Annotated in this window: 16 protein-coding genes; 8 read left to right on the top strand and 8 right to left on the bottom strand. The window is 43.6% G+C overall.

Going from position 1 to position 23,760, the window contains the following annotated elements; genetic code table 11:
• Positions 1–12: 12 nt before the first annotated feature.
• The 6 genes from JMA39_RS16860 to caiT form a co-directional block, all read right to left on the bottom strand.
• Positions 13–864, bottom strand: a complete 852-nt coding sequence (locus JMA39_RS16860) for a MaoC/PaaZ C-terminal domain-containing protein (protein ID WP_202723025.1) — start codon at positions 862–864, stop codon at positions 13–15.
• A gap of 91 nt (positions 865–955) precedes the next feature.
• Complete coding sequence (caiD, locus tag JMA39_RS16855) at positions 956–1,741, bottom strand: crotonobetainyl-CoA hydratase (RefSeq protein WP_202723024.1); 786 nt, start codon at positions 1,739–1,741, stop codon at positions 956–958.
• Between the two features lie 61 nt (positions 1,742–1,802).
• Positions 1,803–3,356, bottom strand: coding sequence for a crotonobetaine/carnitine-CoA ligase (caiC, locus tag JMA39_RS16850; RefSeq protein WP_202723023.1), 1,554 nt, complete (start codon positions 3,354–3,356; stop codon positions 1,803–1,805).
• 10 nt (positions 3,357–3,366) lie between these two features.
• Complete coding sequence (gene caiB, locus JMA39_RS16845; RefSeq protein WP_202723022.1) at positions 3,367–4,593, bottom strand: L-carnitine CoA-transferase; 1,227 nt, start codon at positions 4,591–4,593, stop codon at positions 3,367–3,369.
• 232 nt (positions 4,594–4,825) lie between these two features.
• Complete coding sequence (gene caiA / locus JMA39_RS16840; protein ID WP_202723021.1) at positions 4,826–5,962, bottom strand: crotonobetainyl-CoA dehydrogenase; 1,137 nt, start codon at positions 5,960–5,962, stop codon at positions 4,826–4,828.
• 41 nt (positions 5,963–6,003) lie between these two features.
• Positions 6,004–7,560, bottom strand: a complete 1,557-nt coding sequence (gene caiT / locus JMA39_RS16835; RefSeq protein ID WP_202723020.1) for an L-carnitine/gamma-butyrobetaine antiporter — start codon at positions 7,558–7,560, stop codon at positions 6,004–6,006.
• 967 nt (positions 7,561–8,527) lie between these two features.
• On the opposite strand from caiT, the gene JMA39_RS16830 reads away from it, so the two are divergent.
• The 7 genes from JMA39_RS16830 to JMA39_RS16800 all read left to right on the top strand — a co-directional run bounded on the left by JMA39_RS16830 (position 8,528) and on the right by JMA39_RS16800 (position 16,660).
• Complete coding sequence (locus JMA39_RS16830; RefSeq protein ID WP_202723019.1) at positions 8,528–9,301, top strand: electron transfer flavoprotein FixA; 774 nt, start codon at positions 8,528–8,530, stop codon at positions 9,299–9,301.
• A gap of 13 nt (positions 9,302–9,314) precedes the next feature.
• Positions 9,315–10,256 carry an FAD-binding protein gene (locus JMA39_RS16825; protein ID WP_202723018.1) on the top strand — a complete coding sequence of 314 codons (942 nt, stop codon included), beginning with the start codon at positions 9,315–9,317 and terminating at the stop codon, positions 10,254–10,256.
• Positions 10,257–10,347: 91 nt separating this feature from the next.
• Positions 10,348–11,637 carry an FAD-dependent oxidoreductase gene (locus JMA39_RS16820; RefSeq protein ID WP_202723017.1) on the top strand — a complete coding sequence of 430 codons (1,290 nt, stop codon included), beginning with the start codon at positions 10,348–10,350 and terminating at the stop codon, positions 11,635–11,637.
• Positions 11,634–11,921 (top strand): 4Fe-4S dicluster domain-containing protein, encoded by a 288-nt coding sequence (locus JMA39_RS16815; RefSeq protein ID WP_202723016.1) that lies wholly within the window; start codon positions 11,634–11,636, stop codon positions 11,919–11,921. The genes JMA39_RS16820 and JMA39_RS16815 overlap by 4 nt, the downstream gene beginning before the upstream one ends.
• A gap of 276 nt (positions 11,922–12,197) precedes the next feature.
• Positions 12,198–13,538 carry an MFS transporter gene (locus JMA39_RS16810; protein ID WP_202723015.1) on the top strand — a complete coding sequence of 447 codons (1,341 nt, stop codon included), beginning with the start codon at positions 12,198–12,200 and terminating at the stop codon, positions 13,536–13,538.
• Between the two features lie 218 nt (positions 13,539–13,756).
• A complete protein-coding gene (locus tag JMA39_RS16805) occupies positions 13,757–14,896 on the top strand; it encodes a hypothetical protein (protein WP_202723014.1) in 1,140 nt (379 codons plus the stop codon).
• A gap of 345 nt (positions 14,897–15,241) precedes the next feature.
• Positions 15,242–16,660, top strand: a complete 1,419-nt coding sequence (locus tag JMA39_RS16800; RefSeq protein ID WP_202723013.1) for a magnesium transporter — start codon at positions 15,242–15,244, stop codon at positions 16,658–16,660.
• A gap of 95 nt (positions 16,661–16,755) precedes the next feature.
• Here JMA39_RS16800 and JMA39_RS16795 read toward each other — a convergent pair whose 3' ends face one another.
• Together JMA39_RS16795 and JMA39_RS16790 are read right to left on the bottom strand one after the other, a co-directional pair.
• On the bottom strand, positions 16,756–19,272 hold the full coding sequence (locus tag JMA39_RS16795; protein ID WP_202723012.1) for a zinc-dependent metalloprotease: 2,517 nt from the start codon (positions 19,270–19,272) through the stop codon (positions 16,756–16,758).
• 467 nt (positions 19,273–19,739) lie between these two features.
• Positions 19,740–20,504, bottom strand: a complete 765-nt coding sequence (locus JMA39_RS16790) for a class I SAM-dependent methyltransferase (protein WP_373316371.1) — start codon at positions 20,502–20,504, stop codon at positions 19,740–19,742.
• Between the two features lie 281 nt (positions 20,505–20,785).
• Between JMA39_RS16790 and JMA39_RS16785 the strand changes: the two genes are divergently transcribed.
• Positions 20,786–23,080, top strand: a complete 2,295-nt coding sequence (locus tag JMA39_RS16785) for an OmcA/MtrC family decaheme c-type cytochrome (RefSeq protein WP_202723010.1) — start codon at positions 20,786–20,788, stop codon at positions 23,078–23,080.
• Positions 23,081–23,760: the final 680 nt, after the last annotated feature.

The following is a 23,760-nucleotide window of genomic DNA, read 5'->3' as shown; positions in this document are numbered from 1 at the left end:
CCTATGCGGGGCTTACTTCCACTCAACTAAACCGAAGTTAAGATAGAAAGTATCTGGATCGTTAGCATCTGTGACTCTGAAATGGACACAATTGTCATCCCACTTCCAGATCTGGGTCTTTACTCTGCAGCCTGGATACAAGGATTTAGTCAGCCGAGTTTTAAAACGGGTAAGACGTTCAGGCTCGCCAGCAAACATCGCTTGAATTACATGACGACAAGCCACACCCGCGGTGCTCACACCGTGTAAGTTCGGTTTAGGATGACCAAACTCCTGGGCATACTCCCAATCCACATGCTGCGGATGATCATCGCCAGATAAGCGATAAATAAGTGCTTGGTTTAATGGAATGTCTTGTTCGATTTCAAAATCAGGATCACGGTCGGGGATCTCAACAATGTCTTTAGGCGCCTTAGGGCCGCCAAAACCGCCGTCATACAAGGCGCAATCCCAACTTTCATTGGTAAAAAGCTTAGTGCCTGCTTCATCAAAGGTTTCGCCTATGTGTTGAGCCAAGCAACCTCGCCCCTCACCTCGGTCAAATAATCCTTTCAACAGTACCTTAGTGGTTAACTTTCCGGGATTGGTGGGCAGTGGCTGATGGATATGCAGATCAAATCCCCAATGCAAAGAGCCGCCCCAATTAAAGCCATAATCTATCGTCTTAGTAACCTCTGCATCGACGATTTGGGTTGCAGCAAAGATTGGCAATACTTTTAATTGCTTTTCATACACATAATCGAGATCGGTTTTACCATCACTACCTGCACCACAACCCAGTGCAAATAACATCACATCTCTAGCCGTATACTCATTAACGAATGGGCCGTAGGTTTGCCCTTGCATCTCTAATTTCAACGCCATCTGTAAATCCTTTCATTACCGACAAACAGTCAAAATAAAACCCGATATCTCAGAGAAATATCAGGCTTTATCGAGAATAGACATCCTAGAACTATCTACCTTTCCACACTGGGTCACGCTTTTCAGAGAAGGCTAATGGCCCCTCTAAAGCATCTTCAGAATGTAGAACCGATGGGTAGTTTTTCAGGCCGCCAGCGCGAATGTGGCGATAACCCTCTTCCACTGAGAGCTCACTCGTTTCACGGTAGATCTCTTTGATCGCAGCAATCGCTAATGGTGCACCTTGAGCAATTTGTTGTGCCAATTCACGAGCACTTTCCATTAGTTGCTCACTTTCAACAACACGGTTTACCACGCCCCAGCGTAGGGCTTCTTCTGCCCCCATGCCACGGCCTGTCATCATCAATTCATTAACGATTGCAGGAGGTAACAATTTAGGTAGACGCAACATTCCGCCGCTATCAGGTACGATACCTAGCTTGGCTTCGGGTAGCGCAAAGCTGGCATTTTCAGAACAGATCATCATATCGGCCGCTAACGCTAGCTCAAATCCACCACCAAATGCATAACCATTTACCGCTGCAATCACTGGCTTATCAAGATCAAAGATTTCTGTTAAGCCCGCAAATCCGCCTGGACCAAAATCAGCATCAGGCGCTTCGCCTTCAGCAGCAGCTTTTAAGTCCCAACCTGCAGAGAAGAAGCGCTCACCAGCACCAGTAATAATCGCCACACGTAACTCAGGATCTTCACGGAAAGCTAAGAAGACCTCACCCATCTCAAAACTTGTTTTAGCGTCAATCGCATTGGCTTTTGGTCTATCAAGAGTAATTTCTAAAATAGCGCCATTGCGGGTAACGTGTAATGATTCACTCATGCTAATACTCCAATATAGAGCCACTTCAGACTCATTTATTAAAAAGCTAATTAAGTTAACTTCACATCAGAAGTTTTTTTTGTACTTTGCAGGTACAAGTTCTTGGAAAAGATTTTTTTATTTCGACAAAAGATGGAACTTTAAATTTCGCCAGATTTTCAGCACAGAACTGTAAAATTTGCTCGACACTTAAAGACACACCCTCATTAAATATTACAAATGCTTTAACAGCTTCATCTCGAATTAAATCAGGCACACCAATAACAGCCGCATCAAGAATACCGGGATGGGACATTAAAACTTTTTCAATTTCAGAGCTGGAAATGTTTTCACCGGAACGCTTTATCATATTTGTCTTTCTATCGACAAAATAAAACAAGCCATTCTCATCGACATAAGCTTTATCACCGGTATAGAGCCAACCATCGGCGCTTAATACTTCCTCGGTCGATTTTTGGTCTTGGTAGTAGCCCTTCATGATCGTTCTACCGGGCACACCTTTAACCCAGAGATCACCAATCACATTAGGCGCGAGCTCTTGACCATTCTCATCGGCAATTTTGGCTTCATATCCAAGCCCAGGACGGCCAATTGACGGCCAATGACGCTCCTCTGCTGGACTATCACCAATCAGGCCAACTAAGGTTTCTGTCATGCCATAGGAATTAAATAGCTGCACATTAAAGCGAGTTTCAAAATCAAACTTCTCTTGATCTGAAATATGCAGGAAAAACAACATGTCACGCAAACAGTGATCCTGCTCCGTTGCGACTTTTGGCTGTAACATCAAGGTGCGAACGATCATCGGCATACTATGAGTAATCGTGGCTCTGTAGTCACAGATCTGTTGCCAAAACTTGCGTGCGCTGTACTTCTCTAGCATCACCAGCTTAGCACCGACGGTAAATGCAGCCATGGCGGCATTACATTGGAAATCGATGTGAAAACTCGGCATCATTGTCAGGTAAGTATCATCGCTTCTCAGGCAGGTTTGCCACGCAGTGTAATAACCTGCGAACTGCAAGTTACAGTGGGTGATCTCGACACCTTTTGGCTGCGATGTAGTGCCTGAGGTAAATAATATTTCGGCCACATCGTCACTACTAATCGTGACCCGTTTGACTAACTCTGTCGCTTGCTGGCTCACTAGAATATCGAAGTTCATTGACTCCGATATCTCTGGATTAGTGGTTCTTGTAACCAAAATATTATTTATAGAGTTTCCTACTTGCTGTTTCATCTTGCTATAAATAGCGAGAAACTCTTCTTCAATGACAACGGCTTTAACATCACACTTATTTATAATGAATTGACTCTCGGCAAATAAGTATTGGTTATTAATAGGAACTATAACTGCGCCTATTTTTGCTAAGCCAAACCAACAGAAGATAAACTGCGGACTGTTATATAACTGCACCGCAACTTTATCGCCTTTATTAATACCTAAACTCAAAAATAAGTTGGCTGTTCTATTAATTTCGTCATTCAGTTGACTATAGGTAAACTCTTGGACATCGCCGGCAGCATCCTCATAAACCAACGCTGTGTTATTACTAAATTTACGAGCACGCTCTTCCCACATGCATCTTAATGTTTTGCTACCAACGATATCCATTCTTCTAGCCTCACTTACACTCAGATACTTTCGCTAAGCCTTTCTCGCTTAAGCTCTGTATTTGTTCTGCGGTGTAACCGATATCTTCCAAGATTGCAGCAGTATCCATACCGTGCTTTGGCATACCACGCCAGATCTGGCCTGGGTTATTCTTAAACTTAGGCATCACGTTAGGACCTCTGTAGGTCTTACCGTCGATGTTCTGCCACTCAGTAATCGATTCACGAGCGATGTATTGTGGATTGCTATCAAGCTCTGGAATGGTTAACACTTTCGCGCAAGCTACGTTTAGCTCTGCAAATCTTGCTAACACCTCTTCGATGCTCTTATGTGCTAAGTATTCATCTAAGCTGTCTTCCACTTGTTGGCCAAATGGGCACTCAACACGGTGAATTAGCTGTGTACCAGCTGGGATCTCTTCGCCACCATACAGATGCATGATATTCATATCCTTGAACATCTCTTCGATCTGCATACCACCGACAAGCTCCATCACGATATAACCATCTTCACACTTATATAGGCCACAACCAGCGTAGTAAGGATCTTTACCCTTAGTCATACGTGGGCAGACTTCGCCGCCATTGAAGTGATCCATCATGAAGTATTGGCCCATACGCAACATCACTTCATACATAGCCACGTCGATACTTTCACCGACTCCCGTTTCACGTACACGGTATAAAGCGGCTAACGCAGAAGTGGTTGCCGTCATACCTGAGAAATAATCTGCAGTGTATGGGAAAGCTGGCATTGGCTGATCAATATCGCCGTTCTGGATAAGGTAGCCACTGAATGCTTGAGCAATCGTGTTGTAAGCAGGCAAGTTAGTGTATTCATCTGTGCCGTACTGACCAAAACCAGATAAGTGAGCGATGACTAACTTTTTGTTATGTTCCCATAACACTTCATCTGTGATGCCACGACGAGCGAATGCAGGGCCTTTACTCGCTTCAATGAAGATATCTGTGGTTTCCATTAACTTAAGGAATGCATCACGGCCTTCATCTTTAAAAATATTAAGTGATAATGCATGAAGGTTACGACGTGATAGCTCTGGGTAGTTCGGCTGTACACGGATAGTATCCGCATAAGCTACGTTTTCGATCCAAATCACCTCAGCGCCCCACTCCGCAAGCATTTGTGCTGCGAATGGACCCGCAATTTCAATACCAGAAAACACCACTCTCAAACCAGAAAGAGGACCAAACGTAGGTGTGGACAATTTATTTGACATGATACCCATCTCTCTAAATATTCGAACAAAAATTCATCACGACAACAGCGCCGAGAAGATAGTCATAATTGGGATTTACCAAGCACTACAGTGGTGAACGGCAACCTACAGGGATTAAAGAAGCAGTGTCGATCTGCTTAATATTAAAAAGAGGCTCTAAAATCCCAATCTAGCTGCCGCTCAGACTAAGTACTCACTTACTCAGTACCTAGCCTGTTTACCCATGCAATGTTTAGCGGTAACGCTTTAACACTTCGCGACCTAAGGTCAGGATCTGCATTTCGTCAGAACCACCAGAAACACGGTCTACTCGGATATCGCGCCACATACGGCTGATACGATGCTCACCAGCAATCGCATAACCACCTAGCACTTGCATCGCTGAGTCAATCACTTCAAAACCAGCATTCGCGCAGTAGAACTTACACATTGCCGAATCACCTGAAGTCATAGTGCCGTTATCACACTTCCAAGCCGCCTCATAAACCATATTCTTCATGCTGTTAAGCTTGATAGCCATGTGGGCAAACTTATCTTGGATTAACTGAAAGCGACCGATAGTTTCACCAAACTGAACACGTTGGTTAGCGTACTTAGCCGCATCTTCAAATGCGCAATACGCTGCACCGTAGTTCGTTAGGGCAACAAGGAAACGCTCAGAGTCAAACTCCTCTTTAACGCGCATGAAACCGTTACCTTCAATACCAAACATGTCTGACTCTTCTAGCTCAAACTCGTCAAATTGAAGCTCACAGCAGCTGTCCATCTTTAAGCCTAGCTTTGGTAGCTTGCTCATCTTGATGCCAGGCTTAGACATATCTACAAACCATTCAGTGAAGATTGGCTTTTCTGAGTCAGCGTCTTTAGCCATAACCACGATGTAAGGTGCACCTGCAGCACTGGTAATGAAGCACTTACTACCCGTCAAATACACCTTGCCATCACGGCGCTTATAAGTGGTTAACAAGCTGCCCACATCAGAACCTGCACTTGGCTCAGTGATCGCTGAGTTCCACATCTGCTTACCAGTTCCACGTAGCGCCATGATCTTATCGATCTGCTCTGGGCTACCGTGTCTTAGCATCGTTGTGATACCAGGTAGTTGATATAACACGTAAGTTGGTGCGCCTAAGCGACCTAACTCCTCCCAGATCACTGCTAGCGTAACCATGCCTTCATTGAATCCGCCGTATTCTTCTGGCAACAACAAGCTATCGATACCCATTTCGGCTAGCTCTTTCACAAAGCGCTCTGGGTACTGGCTATTTTCATCACACTCTGCGAAATAGCTTTCCCAGTTTTCTTTAGCCATTAAGTCGCGGATACCTGCTACAAAAAGCTCTTGTTCGTCGGTTAATTTAAAATCCATTATTTATTCCTCTCAATTTCAACTGTGGATCCCAGGTGTGGCTAAGCCTCTTCACCGACAGGTTTCCAATTATTTTTACGAGCATCTTTTAAGAAAGAGATGATGATCATGATGTTGACGATAATCAGCGGCGCACCACCGGCAATAATTGCCGTTTGTAGCGGCTTCAAACCACCCAGTGATAACAGAACAATACCGATAACACCCACAAGCACAGACCAACCCACACGAACCCAAATTGGTGGCTCGTTATCAGCGTCGGCACCTTTACAGGTCGACATAGCTAGGGTGTATGAACAGGCATTAACTAAAGTCACAGTGGCAAGGAAACATAGAATGAAGAAGCCCCACATTGTGATTGTGCTGAACGGTAATGCGGCCCAGGTTTCGATGATCGCTCTAGCTGCACCATATTGCTCAATCAGTTGAGGCATGTTGATGAGGTTTTCATTCATCAAGTTCATGGTGTTACTACCTAGGATGGTCCATAGGAACCAGGTAGAAGCTGTTAGACCGGCAACCATAGTCAAACAAAGTTCACGAACGGTACGGCCACGAGAGATCTTAGCTAAGAAAATACACATCTGGATGCCATACACGACCCACCAAGCCCAGTAGAATACGGTCCAATCTTGCGGGAAGCTGCCTTCACTCACTGATGCGGTATAGAACAGCATACGAGGTAGAAGCTCGAGCATCACACCGATAGAGTCGGTGAAATAGTTGATGGTGAAACTAGTCGCACCAATTAGGAATACCCACACCAACATGATGATGCTTAAGTAACTTCTTAAGTCACTAGCAATCTTAACGCCCTTAGTTAGTCCAAACGCCACACAGATAGCATTGAATACAATCCATGCAGAGATAATGATCGTGTCAACTTCAGGGGTACGTGGAATACCAAATAACCATTGAATACATTCAGTAACAAGTGGAGTCGCTAAGCCTAGGCTGGTACCCATAGCGAGGATCAATGCAACAACATAGACGTTGTCGATAAAGATACCGATGAAACCTTTATGGTGCTTACCTAAAACAGGCTCTAAGGTACCACTTGGGCGAACTACATCCATCTTCTTCACGAATAGGAAGTAACCTAGTGCCACAGTAAAGAAACCATAACCCATCCAAGGAAGCGGTCCCCAGTGGAATAGACTATATGCAAGCCCTAACTCTTGAGCTTGAACGGATAGCGGCTCAAGATCGAAAGGTGGGTAAGTCACATAGTAATAAACTTCTAATGATCCCCAGAACAGCACCGCTGCCGAAGTACAAGAAGCAAACATCAGGAAGATCCAGCTTCCGGTACTAAACTCAGGCTTTTCCTGACCTAAGCGATTTTTAGAGTATGGTCCCCAAGTTAACCAGGCCCAACCTGCTCCCATGAAGATCATGTACCATTCAAATGCCCACCCCCAAGTGTGGGTTAAATAGTGGAACACTTCTTGAATTGCAACATTAGCCGCATCTAAATCTCTTACGGTAAAGTAAGAAAGCAATATGACGGCAATTAATGAAGGAAAAAAGATAATCGGGTCAATCGTGACCTTCTTCTTCCCAACAGTGGCATTTACATCCATCGTTTTATCGTTCATATCAATACTTCTCCCTCTCTGTTTTAAGAGGATAATTGTTAAAGTTTTAAAATAAGTACTTTCGAATTAAATTATTTACTTTCTAGTTATAAATCACCATTCAACAAATATAACTAGCAAACAAAATCAATCACCAAACAATAAAGTTAATTATTTATAAAACTAATGCGCTTATAGATAATTAATTAGTTATTTCAAGCCAGCTGATTTGCGTAAGAATCATGCCAGCCAATATTTTGGTATACAGTGATCGTTATCACGTTCAATTGAAATAGAAAAACAAGGGGGTAAAAGTTGCGATACACACTAAAAAAACAGATAAAAAAAACGATAAGAACAACCAATATATGAATGATACAACACCAGTAAACCCACTAAAGACAGCTCAAACAATACCAGCAAAAACAATCGGATACGCGCAACAACCTTTAAAGCTCTCACCAAATAAACTTCATGCAAGTTAGCTAAAACAGTCGATAATCCACCACAAAAACTATAATTCTAATGAGCGTATTAGAATTACTTAACTGCCTATTTTAAGAATAACTAATAGCCACATTAGTCATACTTAAAACCGCTATTAGCAGAGCTAATAAGGATATTAAATTAACTAAAAAAACGAATATTAAAGCCTATTAGAGCAACTAATATCTCTGTTAGAAAGACTAACCAAGCATCGATTAATAAGTGTGACCAATATAACATTAGCTTGCTAATTTATGGTCCTATAATTGATTCAACTTACAACGTTAGGTAGCAAAAACGTTTAAGAACATATAAAAACTTTTTCAACTAACTAAGCGTTTATATAAATCAGTAATTTTAAACCTATTTGACTAATTGACACCACTAGATAGAAGTTAAGTTTTAAAAACTAAATTTTAAAAACAACTGATAAAGAGTGGTGATTCTACAGTCCATTTTTATATTAGGTTTATCAATACTTAATATTTTAACGGGAGAAATAATGAAAATTATTACGTGTTACAAATTAGTGCCAGAAGAGCAAGATATCGCTGTTACTGCTGATGGTAGCTTGGATACTAACAAGGCTGCCCCAAAAATTAATCCATTCGATCTATGTGCAGTTGAAGCGGGTGTCGCAATCAAAGGGCTCGTCGATGGCGCTAGTATCACTGCAATGAGTGTGGGTGGTAAGGCACTAGAAAATCCTAAAGCACGCAAAGACATTCTTTCTCGTGGGCCAGATGACTTAACCGTTATTGTTGATGAAAAATTTGAACAACTTCTGCCTCACCAAACAGCTCGTGTATTGATGGCTGCGGCGCAAAAAAATGGCTTTGACCTCATTCTTTGTGGTGACGGTTCTGGCGACCTTTATGCTCAACAAGTTGGCTTACAGTTAGGCGAGTTACTCGGTGTAGCCAATATCAATGCAGTAAGCAAAATCATCTCTGCAGAACCAGGCAAACTCACCGTTGAAAGATCGTTAGATGATGAAGTAGAAGTGTTAGAAGTGACGCTACCAGCAGTCATCTCTGTTTCTGCTGATATTAACGAACCGACTATCCCTTCAATGAAGACTATTCTCGCTGCAGCGAAAAAGCCAGTCACCAGCTTAAGCGCCACAGATATTGAGCTAACCGAATTTCCAGCGTTAGTTGAACTGGTTTCAGTTATCGCACCTGAGCAGAAAGCCCGTCAGAAGATTGTTATCGAAGGTGATGACGAGCAGCAGATCGCCCAGTTCGCAGAACACTTACGTAAAGCACTTAACTAATTAAGGATAAATGATGAGCAAACTATCTAATATTTGGGTATTTAGCGATATCGCTTCCCGTTTACCTGAAATGATCGCTGCTGGCGTAGCGTTAGGCGAAAAAGTATCAGCATTTGTAATTGGTACTGAAGCCGATATCTCTACAGCTTTTTCATATGGTGCAACCCATGTGTACTACCTAGGCGACAAAGACAGTCAGAAAATTACTGAAGACTACAGCCACACGATGGCACAGGTTATTTCAGAAGCTAGCGACAATACGTTAGTGATACTGGCCCCAACAAAACGCGGCAAAGCATTAGCAAGTAAGTTAGGCGTTAAGTTACAAGCCGGTGTTGTTAACGATGTGACAGAAGTTAGCATCGAAGATGGCGTCCGTGCTAAGCACATGGCCTACGGTGGTTTAGCTATCGCAGAAGAAAAAATCAATAGCCCAGTCGCCATTATCACCCTAAGCAGCGGTGCTTATGAAGTGCAAGCAGCCGATACAGCGCGCACAGGTGAAGCCGTGAATGTGGCATTTGTAGAACCCACATCAGCAATTAAATGCGTAGAGCGCCGTGCTAAACAAGGCGAGAGCGTAAACCTAGGCAAAGCCAAGCGTGTTGTTGGTGTCGGCAGCGGTATCGGAAGCCAAGAGAACCTACAGATTGCAGGTGAACTAAGCGCATTAATGGGCGCAGAGTTAGGTTGTTCACGTCCTATTGCTGAAACAGAGAAGTGGATGGAGCGCGAACGCTATATTGGTGTTTCAGGCGTGATGCTAAAACCAGAGATCTATTTTGCTCTGGGTATTTCAGGCCAAATCCAACACATGGTGGGTGCTTTAGGTTCACAAACTATTTTTGCCGTAAACAAAGATAAGAATGCACCTATTTTCCAATATGTGGATTACGGCATTGTTGGTGATATCAACAAGGTTATGCCTGCATTAATCAGCGCTTTAAAAGCCTAACTGAAACACCATTTTTATTGTTCTTTCAATCGCCTCTAATCACAAAAAAGATTAGAGGCGAGTAGACAAATATACCTAGAGAGTGACGAGTATGTCAGAAGAATCATTTGACGCCATTATCGTAGGAGCTGGGCTTGCAGGTTGTGTTGCGGCGTATGTTCTTGCAAAAGAGGGAGCAGACGTTCTCGTAATTGAGCGCGGTAACTATGCTGGTAGCAAGAATATGACAGGTGGTCGTCTGTACGCCCACAGTCTAGAAAAAATTATTCCTGGTTTCGCTAAAGAAGCGCCAATAGAAAGAAAAGTCACTAAAGAAAAAGTCACTTTTCTTACCGATGATACCGGCGTCACTCTCGACTATCACAACGGTCGAGCACAAACGGCTACTGAAGAATCATATACCCTATTAAGAGGCGATTTTGACCAGTGGTTAATGGGCAAAGCCGAAGAAGTTGGCGCTCAATTTATTACCGGGATCCGAGTTGATGAGATCTTAACTCAAAACGGTAAAGTTATAGGTGTTAAAGCAGATGGTGACGAACTGACGGCTAAGTCAGTTATTTTAGCGGAAGGTGTTAACCCTATTCTGGGTGAACAACTTGGTATGGTTAAACGCGTAAAAGGTGATGTCATGGCGGTTGGCGCTAAAGAACTCATCGAGCTGCCGCAGGATGTTATCCAAGATCGCTTTAACCTGAGTAATGATGAAGGTTGCGCCTGGTTGTTTGCTGGTTCTCCCGCTAACGGCCTTATGGGTGGCGGCTTTATTTATACCAACAAAAACTCCGTTTCACTGGGCATCGTTTGTGGGCTGCACGATATTGGCAGCTCAAGTAAAACTGTGCCGCAAATGCTTGAAGATTTTAAAAACCACTCAATGATCAAACCTCTCATTGAAGGCGGAAAACTCATTGAATATTCAGGTCATGTTGTTCCAGAAGCAGGCATTAACATGGTGCCTAAGCTAGTTGACGATGGCGTTTTGATCGTCGGAGATGCTGCAGGTTTTTGTCTCAATATCGGCTACACCGTGCGCGGTATGGATTTAGCTATCGCATCTGGCGAAGCTGCAGCCAAAGCGGTTTTAACAGCCCGTGAGCGTAACGATTTTAGTGCCGAAGGTCTGTCTACTTATCAAAGTTTATTAGAAGACAGCTTTATCATGAAAGATCTCAAGCTATACAAAGATCTTCCAGCCTTTATGGAAAACCCACGCATCTTTAATCAGTATCCAAAGATGGTGGCAGATATAATGCAAAATATGTTCACCGTTGACGGCAATCCATCACAACCCATCAGAAAGACCTTGATGAAGCATTGCAAAGAAGTCGGCTATATGAACCTGATCAAAGATGGAATTAAAGGAGTGACCTCAATATGAGTGAAGTAGTTAATGTCGATGTCAAACTCGGCGCCAATAAGTTCCATGTTGATGAAGGCCACGCTCACATTATCTTAAAAGATAATCCCGATATGAATGAGTATCGAAAATTGGTTAATGCCTGTCCAGCTGGTCTTTATAAATTGGAAGATGATGGCAGTATTCGATTTGATTCAGCAGGCTGTTTAGAATGTGGGACATGTAAATTCCTATGCGGTGAAACAATTTTAGAAAAATGGGAATATCCTCGCGGAACATTTGGCATTGAATACCGTTACGGCTAAATAAAACGACTAATAAAACACAATTTAAAATAGAGTTGGAATCATTATTCCAACTCTTTGTCGCATCTAATAAAAAGTAAAACGTTGCAGCTTCACAAATATAGAAGCTTTAATGAAAAACATAGTAAAACATTGGTCACATCACCGTTTTAATATTTTTACAGGGTAGTATTTTACATTAGGTTATGAAATAGCCAAATGGAGAATTAACTCCACAAAAATAATTACAACAATCATATAGCTTTATATTTAAATTTATATTTGGTGGTAAGTAGCATGAAACCAAGAACAAACTTCGATGATATGGAGTTTACTCCATTGCACAGAAAAATAATGTTGTGGGGAAGTGGCGGCCCTTTCTTAGATGGCTATGTTTTGGTAATCATTGGTCTAGCACTACAGCAGCTCACTCCAGCACTGGAACTTGACGCCCAATGGATTGGTTTAGTCGGTGCGGCGACCTTAGCGGGTCTATTTATCGGCACAGCACTTTTCGGCTATGTTGCTGATATATTTGGTCGTAAATTGATGTTTATGATCGATATCATTGCAATCGCAGTGCTCTCTTTCGCAACGATGTTCATCTCCTCCCCTATTGAGTTAGTAATCTTACGTTTCTTAATCGGTATCGTTATCGGCGCAGATTACCCCATCGCAACCTCCATGGTGGCAGAGTTCTCTCCAACTAAGAAACGTGCCTATACCATGGGCTTTATAGCGGCAATGTGGTACGTAGGTGCGACGGCGGCTAACATGGTCGGTTACCTATTATATGACGTAGAAGATGGCTGGCGCTGGATGTTTGGTAGTGCACTAATTCCATGTCTTATCATCTTACTAGGCCGATTTCACTTACCTGAATCACCACGATGGTTACTCAAGAAAGGGCGCGTACAAGAATGCAAAGAGACCATGGAAAAATTCTTTGGACCCGATGTAGAAATTAGCCATGAATCAGCAGAACAGACTAAATACAGCAAACTATTCGAACCCGTATATCTAAAAAGAATACTCTTTATCGGTATTATCTGGACTTGTCAGGTGATCCCTATGTTTGCCATCTACACCTTTGGCCCACAAATCATTGAGCTACTTGGTTTTACCGATGGTAAAGACGCAGCTTTAGGCAATATTGTTATCAGCCTGTTCTTTATGGCTGGCTGTATTCCAGCAATGTACTGGCTTAACTCTATTGGCAGACGCCCACTATTAATTGGCAGTTTCGGCATAATGACTGCGTCTTTGGCACTATTAGGCGTAGTACCAAACCCAAGCATCTGGTTGATTATTGGAGCATTCGCAACTTACGCATTCTTCTCTGGTGGCCCAGGTATTTTACAGTGGCTCTATCCCAATGAACTGTTTCCCACAGAGATCCGCGCCTCTGCAGTTGGGGCGGTAATGTCTTTTAGTCGCATTGGTACGATTATTTCAACTTATGCCCTGCCGATATTTATGGCGAACTACGGTATCTCTCCCACCCTATTAATTGGCGCCGCCATCTCTTTATTTGGACTTATTATTTCAGTCTTTATGGCACCAGAAACTAAAGGGTTAACATTAGAAACCACAAGTTCTGCCGAATTTAAAATTAAAGGTATAGCTGCAAACAACTAATAAATATCGAGGTGCAAGTGGATGGCGTTATAAACGTTATTCACTTGCACGCTGCAATATTTATTACTCAAGCTCATAAATATAAGAAGCAAAGACCACCCATATTAAATTTACAACCAAGGAGTTTATGCCACTTAAAAACAGACCAATTACATTTCTATAGCTAATAAGTAAAGCAAATAAAAAGTTTAAAAAAACTAAAAGTACATGGGGATAATATGATCATGAAATCAAATAAAAGGTTCTACTTATCAATTTTAGCAAGCGCAATTGCTCTCAGCAGTTTTAATACTATCGCAGCAGAACAAGAAGAGGATGGAATTAACATTCATGGCGGTGTACGTGTTAACTATGCCTACAAAGATTACAGCGATAACTCAAAGGATAAAGGCGGTGATGTTTCCTTTGATATGGTTTCGTTACGATTCGATGCGAAACAAGGTAACTGGGGCTTAAAGTCAGACTATCGCTTTACCGCTAACACTAACTACATTAAGTTTGGTTATGGTTACTATGACTTCAACCCTGATTGGCAGTTACAATTTGGTATAAACAAGGTGCCTTTCGGTAACCTAGGATATATTTCAAATAGTTATTGGTTTGGTTTGCCTTACTATCTTGGCTTTGAAGATGATCACGATATCGGTTTAAAAGCAGTATACGAGCATAATGGTTGGCAAACCGACATGGCGTTTTATAAAGGTGCCGAATATGGCCCAACAGAAAATAAACGCTATGCAGCCGATCTTTATAGCGGCACCATTAATGGCACCGAGTACCATAACGAAGAAACGAACCAAGTTAACCTTCGCCAAACTTACACCATGGAGTACCAAGGTGGATCAACCACTTTAGGCGCCTCAGCGGAAGTCGGGCAGATCTTTAATTCTGAGACCGGTCACAATGGTGATCGATACGCTTTTGCTGCCCACCTAGATAGTACGTTCAACGGCTGGAACCTACAGCTACAAGCTATTCAGTATGAGTTTAATGCCGCCGATAGCGCTGACGATAATAAGATTGCCGTCTCTGTGGTTGGTTGGCAGTATGAAGTCGCATCAAGGGGTCAGGTCTACAGTGCTAACATCGCCAAAACGCTGCAAACCGATTGGGGTAACATCAAGTTCTACAACGACTTTGGTTTCATGACCCCTGACGTCGATGACGATAGCTATGATAACAGTATGCAGAACGTATTAGGTGCAGCGATTTCGGCTGGCCCGACTTACACCCAAATCGACTTTATCATGGGTAAAAATATGACCTTTTCAACCGCCAATAATGACCATATAGGTCTTCCTGAAGTGGGCGATGATTGGGATAAACGCTTCAACGTTAGCGTGGCCTATTACTTCTAAGAGTAAAATATACTAATTTGGTGGGGCTCACATTTCACTCAATTTTAGCTCATCACTCTTAGAAATGTTGATTTAACCACGCCGCCCGCAGCCTTCATTTTAATGAAGGCTTTTTTTCAGTAAATTTCTCGATATTCAAATATCAATTCCATTGTAATTTCCACTGCATAATCCCCCCTCCAAGCCCTACCACATCAATACTGCAAAATGCTATTATTAGCGTAAGTAACATACAGCTACGACTCACAACCCCATTGTGAGTTGGAAATTTATACAACTTTTCTTGAATTAGCTTTCTCAAATTAGTTTTCACATTTTCAAAGCCTCACTTAAGGTCGGTTAACCATGTCATTGCCAAAAGATGAATCCCCTATCGATAACAGCCAACATCAAAGCGAAACAGAGTATGAGACGCCAGAGTTAGCCATGGTAGAAGTGAGTCAATCTGTTGAGCAACTGACCAATGCAGAAGGTGAGCAACAGGCCGAACTGTTCAATGACATGCTAGAAGAGGCCGAACCTGGCACTGTGGCTTTACTGCTGGAATCATTACCGCTAGACGAGCGTTACGAGCGCTGGTCTCAAGTCGATGCTAATGAGCGCATTGCCGTATTAGACTTGATGCGCGCCGACCCGCGTAATGGCATCTTAAAAGAGATGCCAGAGGCCGAGTTAGACTCTCTGTTTTCGCAGATCTCACCAGAAGACTTGATTGAGTGGAGTGACACACTCCCCGAGGCAATGACCGATCGTGCACTGTCACAAATGGGCGAGCGCCAAAGAGAGCACTATGACCGCTATGACCAATACTCTGAAAACGAGATTGGTCGTTATGCAGAGCATCAATTTTTAGCGCTAAATCTCACATCGACGGTTTCACAGGCGCAGCGTTTCTTTCGCCGCATCAAACTCGACTGTAATGATCATGTTTTCCTGCTCGATGATGATGACAAATATATTGGTAGCGTGCGTCGTCACGACGTGTTTCGCGCAGCCCCCGAGAGCACCTTAGCCAGCCTGCTTTGGGAAGACAGCCGCTCTATTCTTGCCGATGCCAGCCTAATTGAAGCAGCCGAAGCGATTGAACACAGTAATGAGCTGGAGATAGCCGTTGTCGATGCGAGTGGTATCATGATTGGTCGCATGACACTGCGCACCGCCACCGCTCTGGTGCGTGAGCATTATGAATCGCAGTTAATGGCAACGGCCGGTATGGACGAGGACGATGACTTATTTGCCCCTATCACAGTCGGTGCCCGTCGCCGTGCAGTATGGCTCGGCATTAACTTACTGACCGCATTTTTAGCCTCAGCCACTATTGGCCTATTTGAAAATGTATTAGAAAAAGTGGTTGCCCTAGCGGTACTGATGCCGATCGTCGCATCAATGGGTGGAATTGCTGGCAGTCAGTCACTCACCTTGATGATCCGCGGTATGGCCATGGGACAGATCTCATCAGGTAACGTTATGTCGCTGCTAAAGAACGAACTTGGTATCGGTATCTTAAACGGGGTGTTGTGGGCGATTGTGATTGGCCTAATCGCCGGATGGTGGTTTAGCGATCCCATCATTGGCACTGTGATTGGTTCTGCTATCTTAATCAATATGGCTGTCGCTGCCGTGGCAGGGGTGATGGTACCGATGGTCCTGCAAAAAATGAATCAAGACGCCGCGCTGTCGGGCTCAGTAATCTTAACCACTGTCACCGATGTTGTAGGCTTCTTCTGCTTCCTCGGCCTCGCCTCAGTTCTGTATCTATACTAATCTGTATCCATACTAAGCTTATACAATAAAGCCTAGCTAACACAGCTAGGCTTTTGTTTAAAATAGCTTAATCAGGTAACACTAGAGATAAACGGCTACGCCTCTATCGCTTTCTCAATCAAGAGATCCACATAAGCCTTGTGTGCCTTAGTTACCTCATTGGCTCCCCAGGGAGAACTACGATCGGCAATTGAGCGCAGCTGGTGTAAGGCGGTAGATTTTGCAAGATGAGGATAGTTTGAATCCGCGCCAATTCCCGCGATCTTTATCAGCCTCTGAACATATTCAATCTGCAAGTTTCTGCTAGTCGACTTAAGCACCTCTGAATCAGTAAAAATTGCAGATGTCAGATCATTCATATAACGATGAAGGTCATAGTCATTACCGTAAAGCTCTGTATCTGAGATACGCTGCAACACATTGTTATGTAAAAGATGATTTAGTACTGACGTTTGCAGCTTAAGTACCATTTGATGAGCCTTGGGATCTTCATTTTTACCCTGACCATCCCAGCCACGACGTTGGTGCTGCATATAGGCATAAAGCGGATCAAGAGAAGTTAACACCTGCTCTGAAAATACATACTGAGTCAACGCATTCATTGCTTGCAGCTGTTTTTCAACCGTCACTGGTGTATATGGCGCAGCAGTATTGTCGCCAACAAAGCTACGCTCAACATTCACTCCGCCAATTTGGCGGGAGATAACCACAGCCTGCTTCTTGTAGTCACCATAGAGGGCATTAACAGAGGTTAATAGCTGTTGATACGACTCACCTTTCACTAACGCTGTTTTCTTAAGCTCTCCCAATTTCTGATTAATCAGTGCCATTCGTTCAACGGCGTAAGCAACTGGATTAGAGGACATATCTCCAGTCATACTCATAGGATCAATATGAGTTCCTGAGTACCTCATATCATCTGCGTCATTACCAAAAGCTAATTCCTTCTCCCCGGAGCGGCTGAGTATATGTTCTAATCTGTCTAGTTCTGCTGATTTATCTTTCAAACCTATAGAATAGCCATATTCAATAGCCCAATAATCATAGGGTCCTAACTCAGTCTGAAAATAATCCCCCTGCTCGACACCAATTGGAGCCAAGTTGATAGGCGCATACTCCATAATTGAACCTGTAAGTACACCTTGAGTGACCGATTTATTATGGATTTCCCTTTCATCCCATAGGGTTGAAGCCTTCATATTATGACTTAATCCCAATGTATGTCCGATTTCATGCATAACCAACATTCGCAATCCCTCTTCGAGTACAGTCTCTTGGGTCATATCTTCTGTAGCAATAGACTGAGCTAATAGTTGTCCTAGCTGCAATTGGTGGCCAGAACTACAGTTAAAATAAGACTGCTGCATACTTAGAGCGTTTGCTTCCTCCTGTGAACTGTTCCCGCCCCCTTGGCTATACATCTGCTGTTCAGCCCAAGTGTTTCGCATAAATCGATATTCCAGAATCAGATCTGCCCCCAAAATTTCGCCAGTAAAGGGGTTAGATACAGCATCCCCATAACCGTTAGTCATTGGTTTAGGCGATGACATCCAGCGTAGTACATTGTAATTGATATCTCCGGCATCCCAGTTAGCATCATCGGGTTGCACCTTGACTTGGATGGCATTTTTAAAACCGATTCGTTCAAAAGCCTTATTCCAAGTTAACACCCCTTGCTTAATGGTATCGCGCCATTCATAGGGCGTCGTATTCTCAATCCACCAAGTTATCGGCACGACTGGCTCAGATAGCGTCGCCGATGGATCTTTTTTCTCTAAGTTCCAGCGTACGATTACATCCTCATAGGGCGCCCAATCAGCAGAAGTTTTATTGTCTAACTGATGTGGAAAATAGCCCACTCGAGCATCATCAAGACGGGGCTCAAACTTAGTTTCTGGGAGTTCAAAAAATGAATGTTGGATTTTGAGCGAGGCCACTCGAGGATCTGTTAGGGCTTTTGAGCCTACCCCCCAAGGGTTGTCATTATTAAAGACATACTCAACAACCACATCGACGTTATTGTCATAGCCACGATTTTTGACGATACGGGATTTGGCAATATCTAATGGCCCAAGCTTAAACTGTTTTTTATCTTCTTGGGCATTGGCATCAGGCCATTGTGAAACCCTGTGTAACGATTCACTTAAAAACAACTCATCAGCATTCACCAAAAGTTGCCCTTCTTGCTCACTTTCAATTTTTAAACTGGCCAGCACTGGTTCACTAAGGTTCGCTTCTCTAGCGTGTCGTAATGGACTGCTCTCATCGAACACGAATCGAGATGACTTAGCTATGATGTCGATACGGTCGAAATAACGTCTGAATTCAAGTAACTTCTCATCTCGCTTAAGACCTCTAAATTGCCAAATATCAGCCAAGCCATCGATTGTATGAGCCGTATATAAAATGGGTTTATTCAATTGAGACTCTTTTAGCAATAAATAAGTCTCCCCCGTCTTGCGATCCTGGTAAAAATTAAATAAACCTTTAGATTCAATCTTATCAGCTAGCATCTGTTGCAAATTTTGCTGATTTTGAGTATCTGCCGCCATCACAGAATGCACACCCGTTATCGATAACACTACAGCTAAAGAAAGGCTGGATAATTTCATTTTCGTTCCTTCTTATTGATTATCATTTTTTATTAAAAGTACCTAACACCCTAAATTTAAGGTGCATAAAAGCCCTCTTCGTGAAGAAGAGTTTTACAAATTTTATTTATTTGAAGTTTCTCTTAATTAGCGATGAATACTAATTATCAAGTAGCAGACACTTGTACGAAGCTAATGGATTAAAACCAACCGATATGTAACCCCATTGAATCACCTGTTAAAACAATTCGAGTGATTAGTTGTACGCTAGTTCCATTTCATGACAAGAAATGAGACCTATCGCACCTCTTTATAGGTAGATGGCAAATAAAGCGTCACCGTGAGTGACTAAAATAATAAGACTAAGGACGGGGAATAGCAGATTATAAGAGCGAGATATGAGGGTAAATAAAAAGCAAACATTAGACCCTTAAAAACTGTATTAAAAGCAAGATAATATCAGTTTATGAGGGCCTTATCTTACAGTATTAAGCTGTCATTGCCGCCTTAACGTAAACATCGAAGCGATTCTTCTTGGTGGCAATCACCATGCTTGGTTTGACGCCGTCAAGATCGTCGGCATAGTCAGGGCGTTTAACCACCACGCGCTTGGTGGCAAGTTTCATTGCCGGAGCTAGTAAGCCATCGGCATCGAGATCGGCGCCAACTAAAGATTGGAATACGCGCATCTCTTTCTTAACCAGTGCCGATTTTTCACGGTGTGGATACATAGGGTCGAGATAAACCACATCAACTTCAGTATTTGATGCTTGAGCGGCATCGGCCAGAGAATCAATACTCGAGCCATGAAATAAGCTCATACGCTCACGCATCCAGCCACCAATTTCGGCATCTTCATAGGCGCGGCGCAAACCATCTTCTAAAAGTGCAGCAACAACGGGATGACGCTCAACCATGATGACCTTACAGCCCAAACTTGCTAATACAAAAGCATCGCGCCCAAGGCCTGCAGTACCATCAACGACTATCGGAGTTACGCCTTGCTTTAGTCCTACGGCTTTAGCAATCGACTGACCTCGGCCGCCACCGAACTTACGACGATGGGCCACGGCACCTGAAACGAAATCGACGGAGATCCCTTTTAACTTAGGTTCATCACGCTTGTTCAGGGTCAGGATGTCATTCTCAAACACCAATTCAAACTCTGCGTTTGCATTAAACTCCAGTCCCCAGCGCTCGCAAGCGGATTCAAGGGTTGGATAATGGCGATTAAAGAAAATACTGGTCACAATTAGGCTCTATGTTTGAGTGTTAACCTGCAGATAATACCACTCCTCACTAAGAAACCATATTGACAGCGAGCGCCTGTTTTACCGAAATCAGGCTTATTTTGCGCAATTTAGCCCCTAAAAATTCCTCAAAACAGCTCAAAGCTGCTGAAATCGGCCTAAAAAACTTCAATATAACTATAAATAGGTATCCGTTCACGTTGCCTCTTTCACGCTTAAGGCACACTTTTTTGCGTCGTTGATAAATCAAACGACTTAAAGAAGATATAAAAGAGAGATAAGTGATGATGAACGCAAACAAATTCAAAACAAGACTGTGCTATGCCACGCTTGTCGCGGCCTGCTCAATGAGCATGGTGGCGTGTTCCGGCGATGATGGTAAAGACGGTGAAGATGGTCAGCCTGGTGGTAACGTTACTACGTCGGCTGAGGTGTTAACAGTAACCATCGACAAGACCACGATTACAGATAACACCCTTAGCATCGATTTTAGTGCCGAGAACGAACTCGCTATTCCAGTCATTAAAATTGCTGCAATCAAGATCAATGCGGCTCAACTGTTGCCACAGATTGAAGGTGAGCGCTCACAATGGCAGAAACTTGCCAGCGAAACCTGCTCACCAGAAAAGGGTTGTGACGGTAACTTAGTCGACAACATGGATGGTAGCTATAGCTACACCCTGCATGCGCCATTAGTTGCTGGCGATATCGCCCACAACGGCGATTTTACTCAGCGCGTACTGTTTAAAGTACTGGAAACTGATAACCTGCCAGCCACCGAAGTGATTACTGACTTCAATCTAGATGGCAGCGAGATCACCGACAATCGCAGCATCATAGATGGCAGTTCATGCTTAAGCTGTCACGATGATATCGCCTCGATTAAGCATGGCGGCGACAACATTGAAAACTGTGCCAGCTGCCATACCAGCAACTACATGTCAGACGCTAGCAAGGTATGGCCTGTACTGGCTCATACTGTGCACATAGGTATCACTCCACAAGCCTTGGGCAACTGTACAACTTGTCATGCTAAAGAAGTTAGTGAAACAGAGCTGCAGGCAACTAACTGGAACCTAGTGCCAACGCGTGAGACCTGCTCTAGCTGTCACGATATGACCACTAACCCGGTTTACGACCACAGCACTCAACCTGATAACGGTAGCTGCTTGACCTGTCACTCACCAGAGAACACCTATGATGTTCATATGAGTAAGTCAGAAAAAGCAGTTGAGGAAGATCAACGTAATATCGTCAACATCAGCCTAGAGGACGCCAAGCTGGTTGAACAAAACGGCGAGCATTTCGCTGAGATCAGCTTTGCTCTACTCGATAGACAAGGCCAGCGCATCGCCGTTGCCAATAACAACCCTGCCGATGCCGACTGGATTAAAAACCTGCAGCTTTATGTAAATTGGGGCACCTCGGTAGACTTTACCACCAGCCGCGGTTACAGCATCTTCGTTAAGAGTAATAAGAAAGACATTACTCAAGATGGTAGCGATGGCATCACTCCAGCGGGAGAGCGCGCGCGTACACCGCTACACAAGTCTGAAGACAATGTGTTTACTTACCTTATGGGCCCAGTTGTGACCCAAGATCAGTTCTCTGGCGATCTACTCGGTGATGCCGGATTTATCACTAACCGTATGATTTACTGTTTCGACGGTGCGCAAAATCTAGTGAGCTGTGATCAGGCAGGCCACACTAAAAATGCTGAAGTTAACAAGCGTTGGTTCTTCGACAAAGATGGCCTCACTGAAGCACCAGAAGCTAAGCGTCCTTTGATTGTCAGCAACAAAACTTGTGGCTCGTGCCATGGTTACGATGAGTTTAACGACAACTCTGAGCTAGCCTGTCGTAACTGCCACAGCCGCAAAACCGAGATCAACAAAGAGCTTGCGGACACCACCTGCTTCTCTGGTCATGACCACGATGAACTTGGTGAGCACATTCGTCCATTTGAAGAGCGTGCGATGGTGGCTAAAGGTAAGCCAGGCTTCCTAAGTTCAACCGCCGATATTGTTGATCCATGCTTAGCTTGTCATAACCCGAATACACCACCGACTCAGGCAATTCGAGAGATGCATACTAAAGCGGGTGATTGGGACTTTGTTGAGCAGCTAACCGTAAGCCACCCTGATCACAAGGTATGGATGCACTCACTACACACCAACCAACGTGCGACTCAAGACCGCGAAAACGGTGTGCGTAACATCGAGTTCCCAGCGGACAAAGCTAACTGTTACCGTTGCCACGAAGGTGACACTTTCGGCGTTGAGCGCCTAACCGCTGTGGGTCGTCCATTGGCACTGGATCTGGACTACAACCCAGACTCAAGAGCTCACCCAGCAACAGATATCACGGTTGATGCTTATACCTCACCAGTCTCAGCGACTTGTTACGCTTGTCATGCTAAACATGAAGATGCCGATGGCAAGATGGTAATTAACAAGGCTGTACGTGCACATATGGAGCAAAACGGCGGTCGCTTTGGTGTGACAGCTAACGAGCTACAAGTCGAATCTTGTGCCGTTTGTCACTCGGTAGACAACCTTAAAAAGGTGCATAACCTTTAAGGTTAACGCTACAAATAGTAATTGATGTCCCTGCAAGCACATCAAGCAGCTCAACGCTCTGCGTTGAGCTGCAACTTTTTAGCGTTCGATAAAACCTGCAAATATGTGTGTGCTAGCCATGCTACGGGACACAAGCTTTAGGCAAAGCTAGAACTGGCTCAAAGTTTACGGGCTAAAATTTCCATCGTTTTCAACCTATGCGAGTAGATAACACTGAATTAGTTATGTCTATCTGGTGAGAAAGTGACGCTAAAGAACCTGTAAATATACGTGTGTTAGCCGTGCTACGGGACACAAGCTTTAGGCAAAGCTGGAACTGGCTCAAAGTTAACGGGCTAAAATTTCCATCGTTTTTAACCTATGCGAGTAGATAACACTGAATTAGTTATGTCTATCTGGTGAGAAAGTGACGCTAAAGAACCTGTAAATATACGTGTGTTAGCCGTGCTACGGGACACAAGCTTTAGGCAAAGCTGGAACTGGCTCAAAGTTAACGGGCTAAAATTTCCATCGTTTTTAACCTATGCGAGTAGATAACACTGAATTAGTTATGTCTATCTGGTGAGAAAGTGACGCTAAAGAACCTGTAAATATACGTGTGTTAGCCGTGCTACGGGACACAAGCTTTAGGCAAAGCTGGAACTGGCTCAAAGTTTACGGGCTAAAATTTCCATCGTTTT

The organism is Shewanella schlegeliana, assembly GCF_016765635.1.
GTDB lineage: Bacteria > Pseudomonadota > Gammaproteobacteria > Enterobacterales > Shewanellaceae > Shewanella > Shewanella schlegeliana.
The sequence above is the reverse complement of the archived record's forward strand: the minus strand, read 5'-3'. Positions and strand labels throughout refer to the sequence as shown.

Bases quoted from the DNA above. Each gene is read 5' to 3' on its own strand.
- caiT (WP_202723020.1), bottom strand. From the start codon at position 7,560: ATGAACGATAAAACGATGGATGTAAATGCCACTGTTGGGAAGAAGAAG.
- JMA39_RS16830 (WP_202723019.1), top strand. From the start codon at position 8,528: ATGAAAATTATTACGTGTTACAAATTAGTGCCAGAAGAGCAAGATATC.
- caiA (WP_202723021.1), bottom strand. From the start codon at position 5,962: ATGGATTTTAAATTAACCGACGAACAAGAGCTTTTTGTAGCAGGTATC.
- JMA39_RS16860 (WP_202723025.1), bottom strand. From the start codon at position 864: ATGGCGTTGAAATTAGAGATGCAAGGGCAAACCTACGGCCCATTCGTT.
- JMA39_RS16805 (WP_202723014.1), top strand. From the start codon at position 13,757: ATGATCATGAAATCAAATAAAAGGTTCTACTTATCAATTTTAGCAAGC.
- JMA39_RS16815 (WP_202723016.1), top strand. From the start codon at position 11,634: ATGAGTGAAGTAGTTAATGTCGATGTCAAACTCGGCGCCAATAAGTTC.
- caiB (WP_202723022.1), bottom strand. From the start codon at position 4,593: ATGTCAAATAAATTGTCCACACCTACGTTTGGTCCTCTTTCTGGTTTG.
- JMA39_RS16820 (WP_202723017.1), top strand. From the start codon at position 10,348: ATGTCAGAAGAATCATTTGACGCCATTATCGTAGGAGCTGGGCTTGCA.
- JMA39_RS16785 (WP_202723010.1), top strand. From the start codon at position 20,786: ATGATGAACGCAAACAAATTCAAAACAAGACTGTGCTATGCCACGCTT.
- caiC (WP_202723023.1), bottom strand. From the start codon at position 3,356: ATGGATATCGTTGGTAGCAAAACATTAAGATGCATGTGGGAAGAGCGT.
- JMA39_RS16795 (WP_202723012.1), bottom strand. From the start codon at position 19,272: ATGAAATTATCCAGCCTTTCTTTAGCTGTAGTGTTATCGATAACGGGT.
- JMA39_RS16800 (WP_202723013.1), top strand. From the start codon at position 15,242: ATGTCATTGCCAAAAGATGAATCCCCTATCGATAACAGCCAACATCAA.
- JMA39_RS16825 (WP_202723018.1), top strand. From the start codon at position 9,315: ATGAGCAAACTATCTAATATTTGGGTATTTAGCGATATCGCTTCCCGT.
- JMA39_RS16810 (WP_202723015.1), top strand. From the start codon at position 12,198: ATGAAACCAAGAACAAACTTCGATGATATGGAGTTTACTCCATTGCAC.
- caiD (WP_202723024.1), bottom strand. From the start codon at position 1,741: ATGAGTGAATCATTACACGTTACCCGCAATGGCGCTATTTTAGAAATT.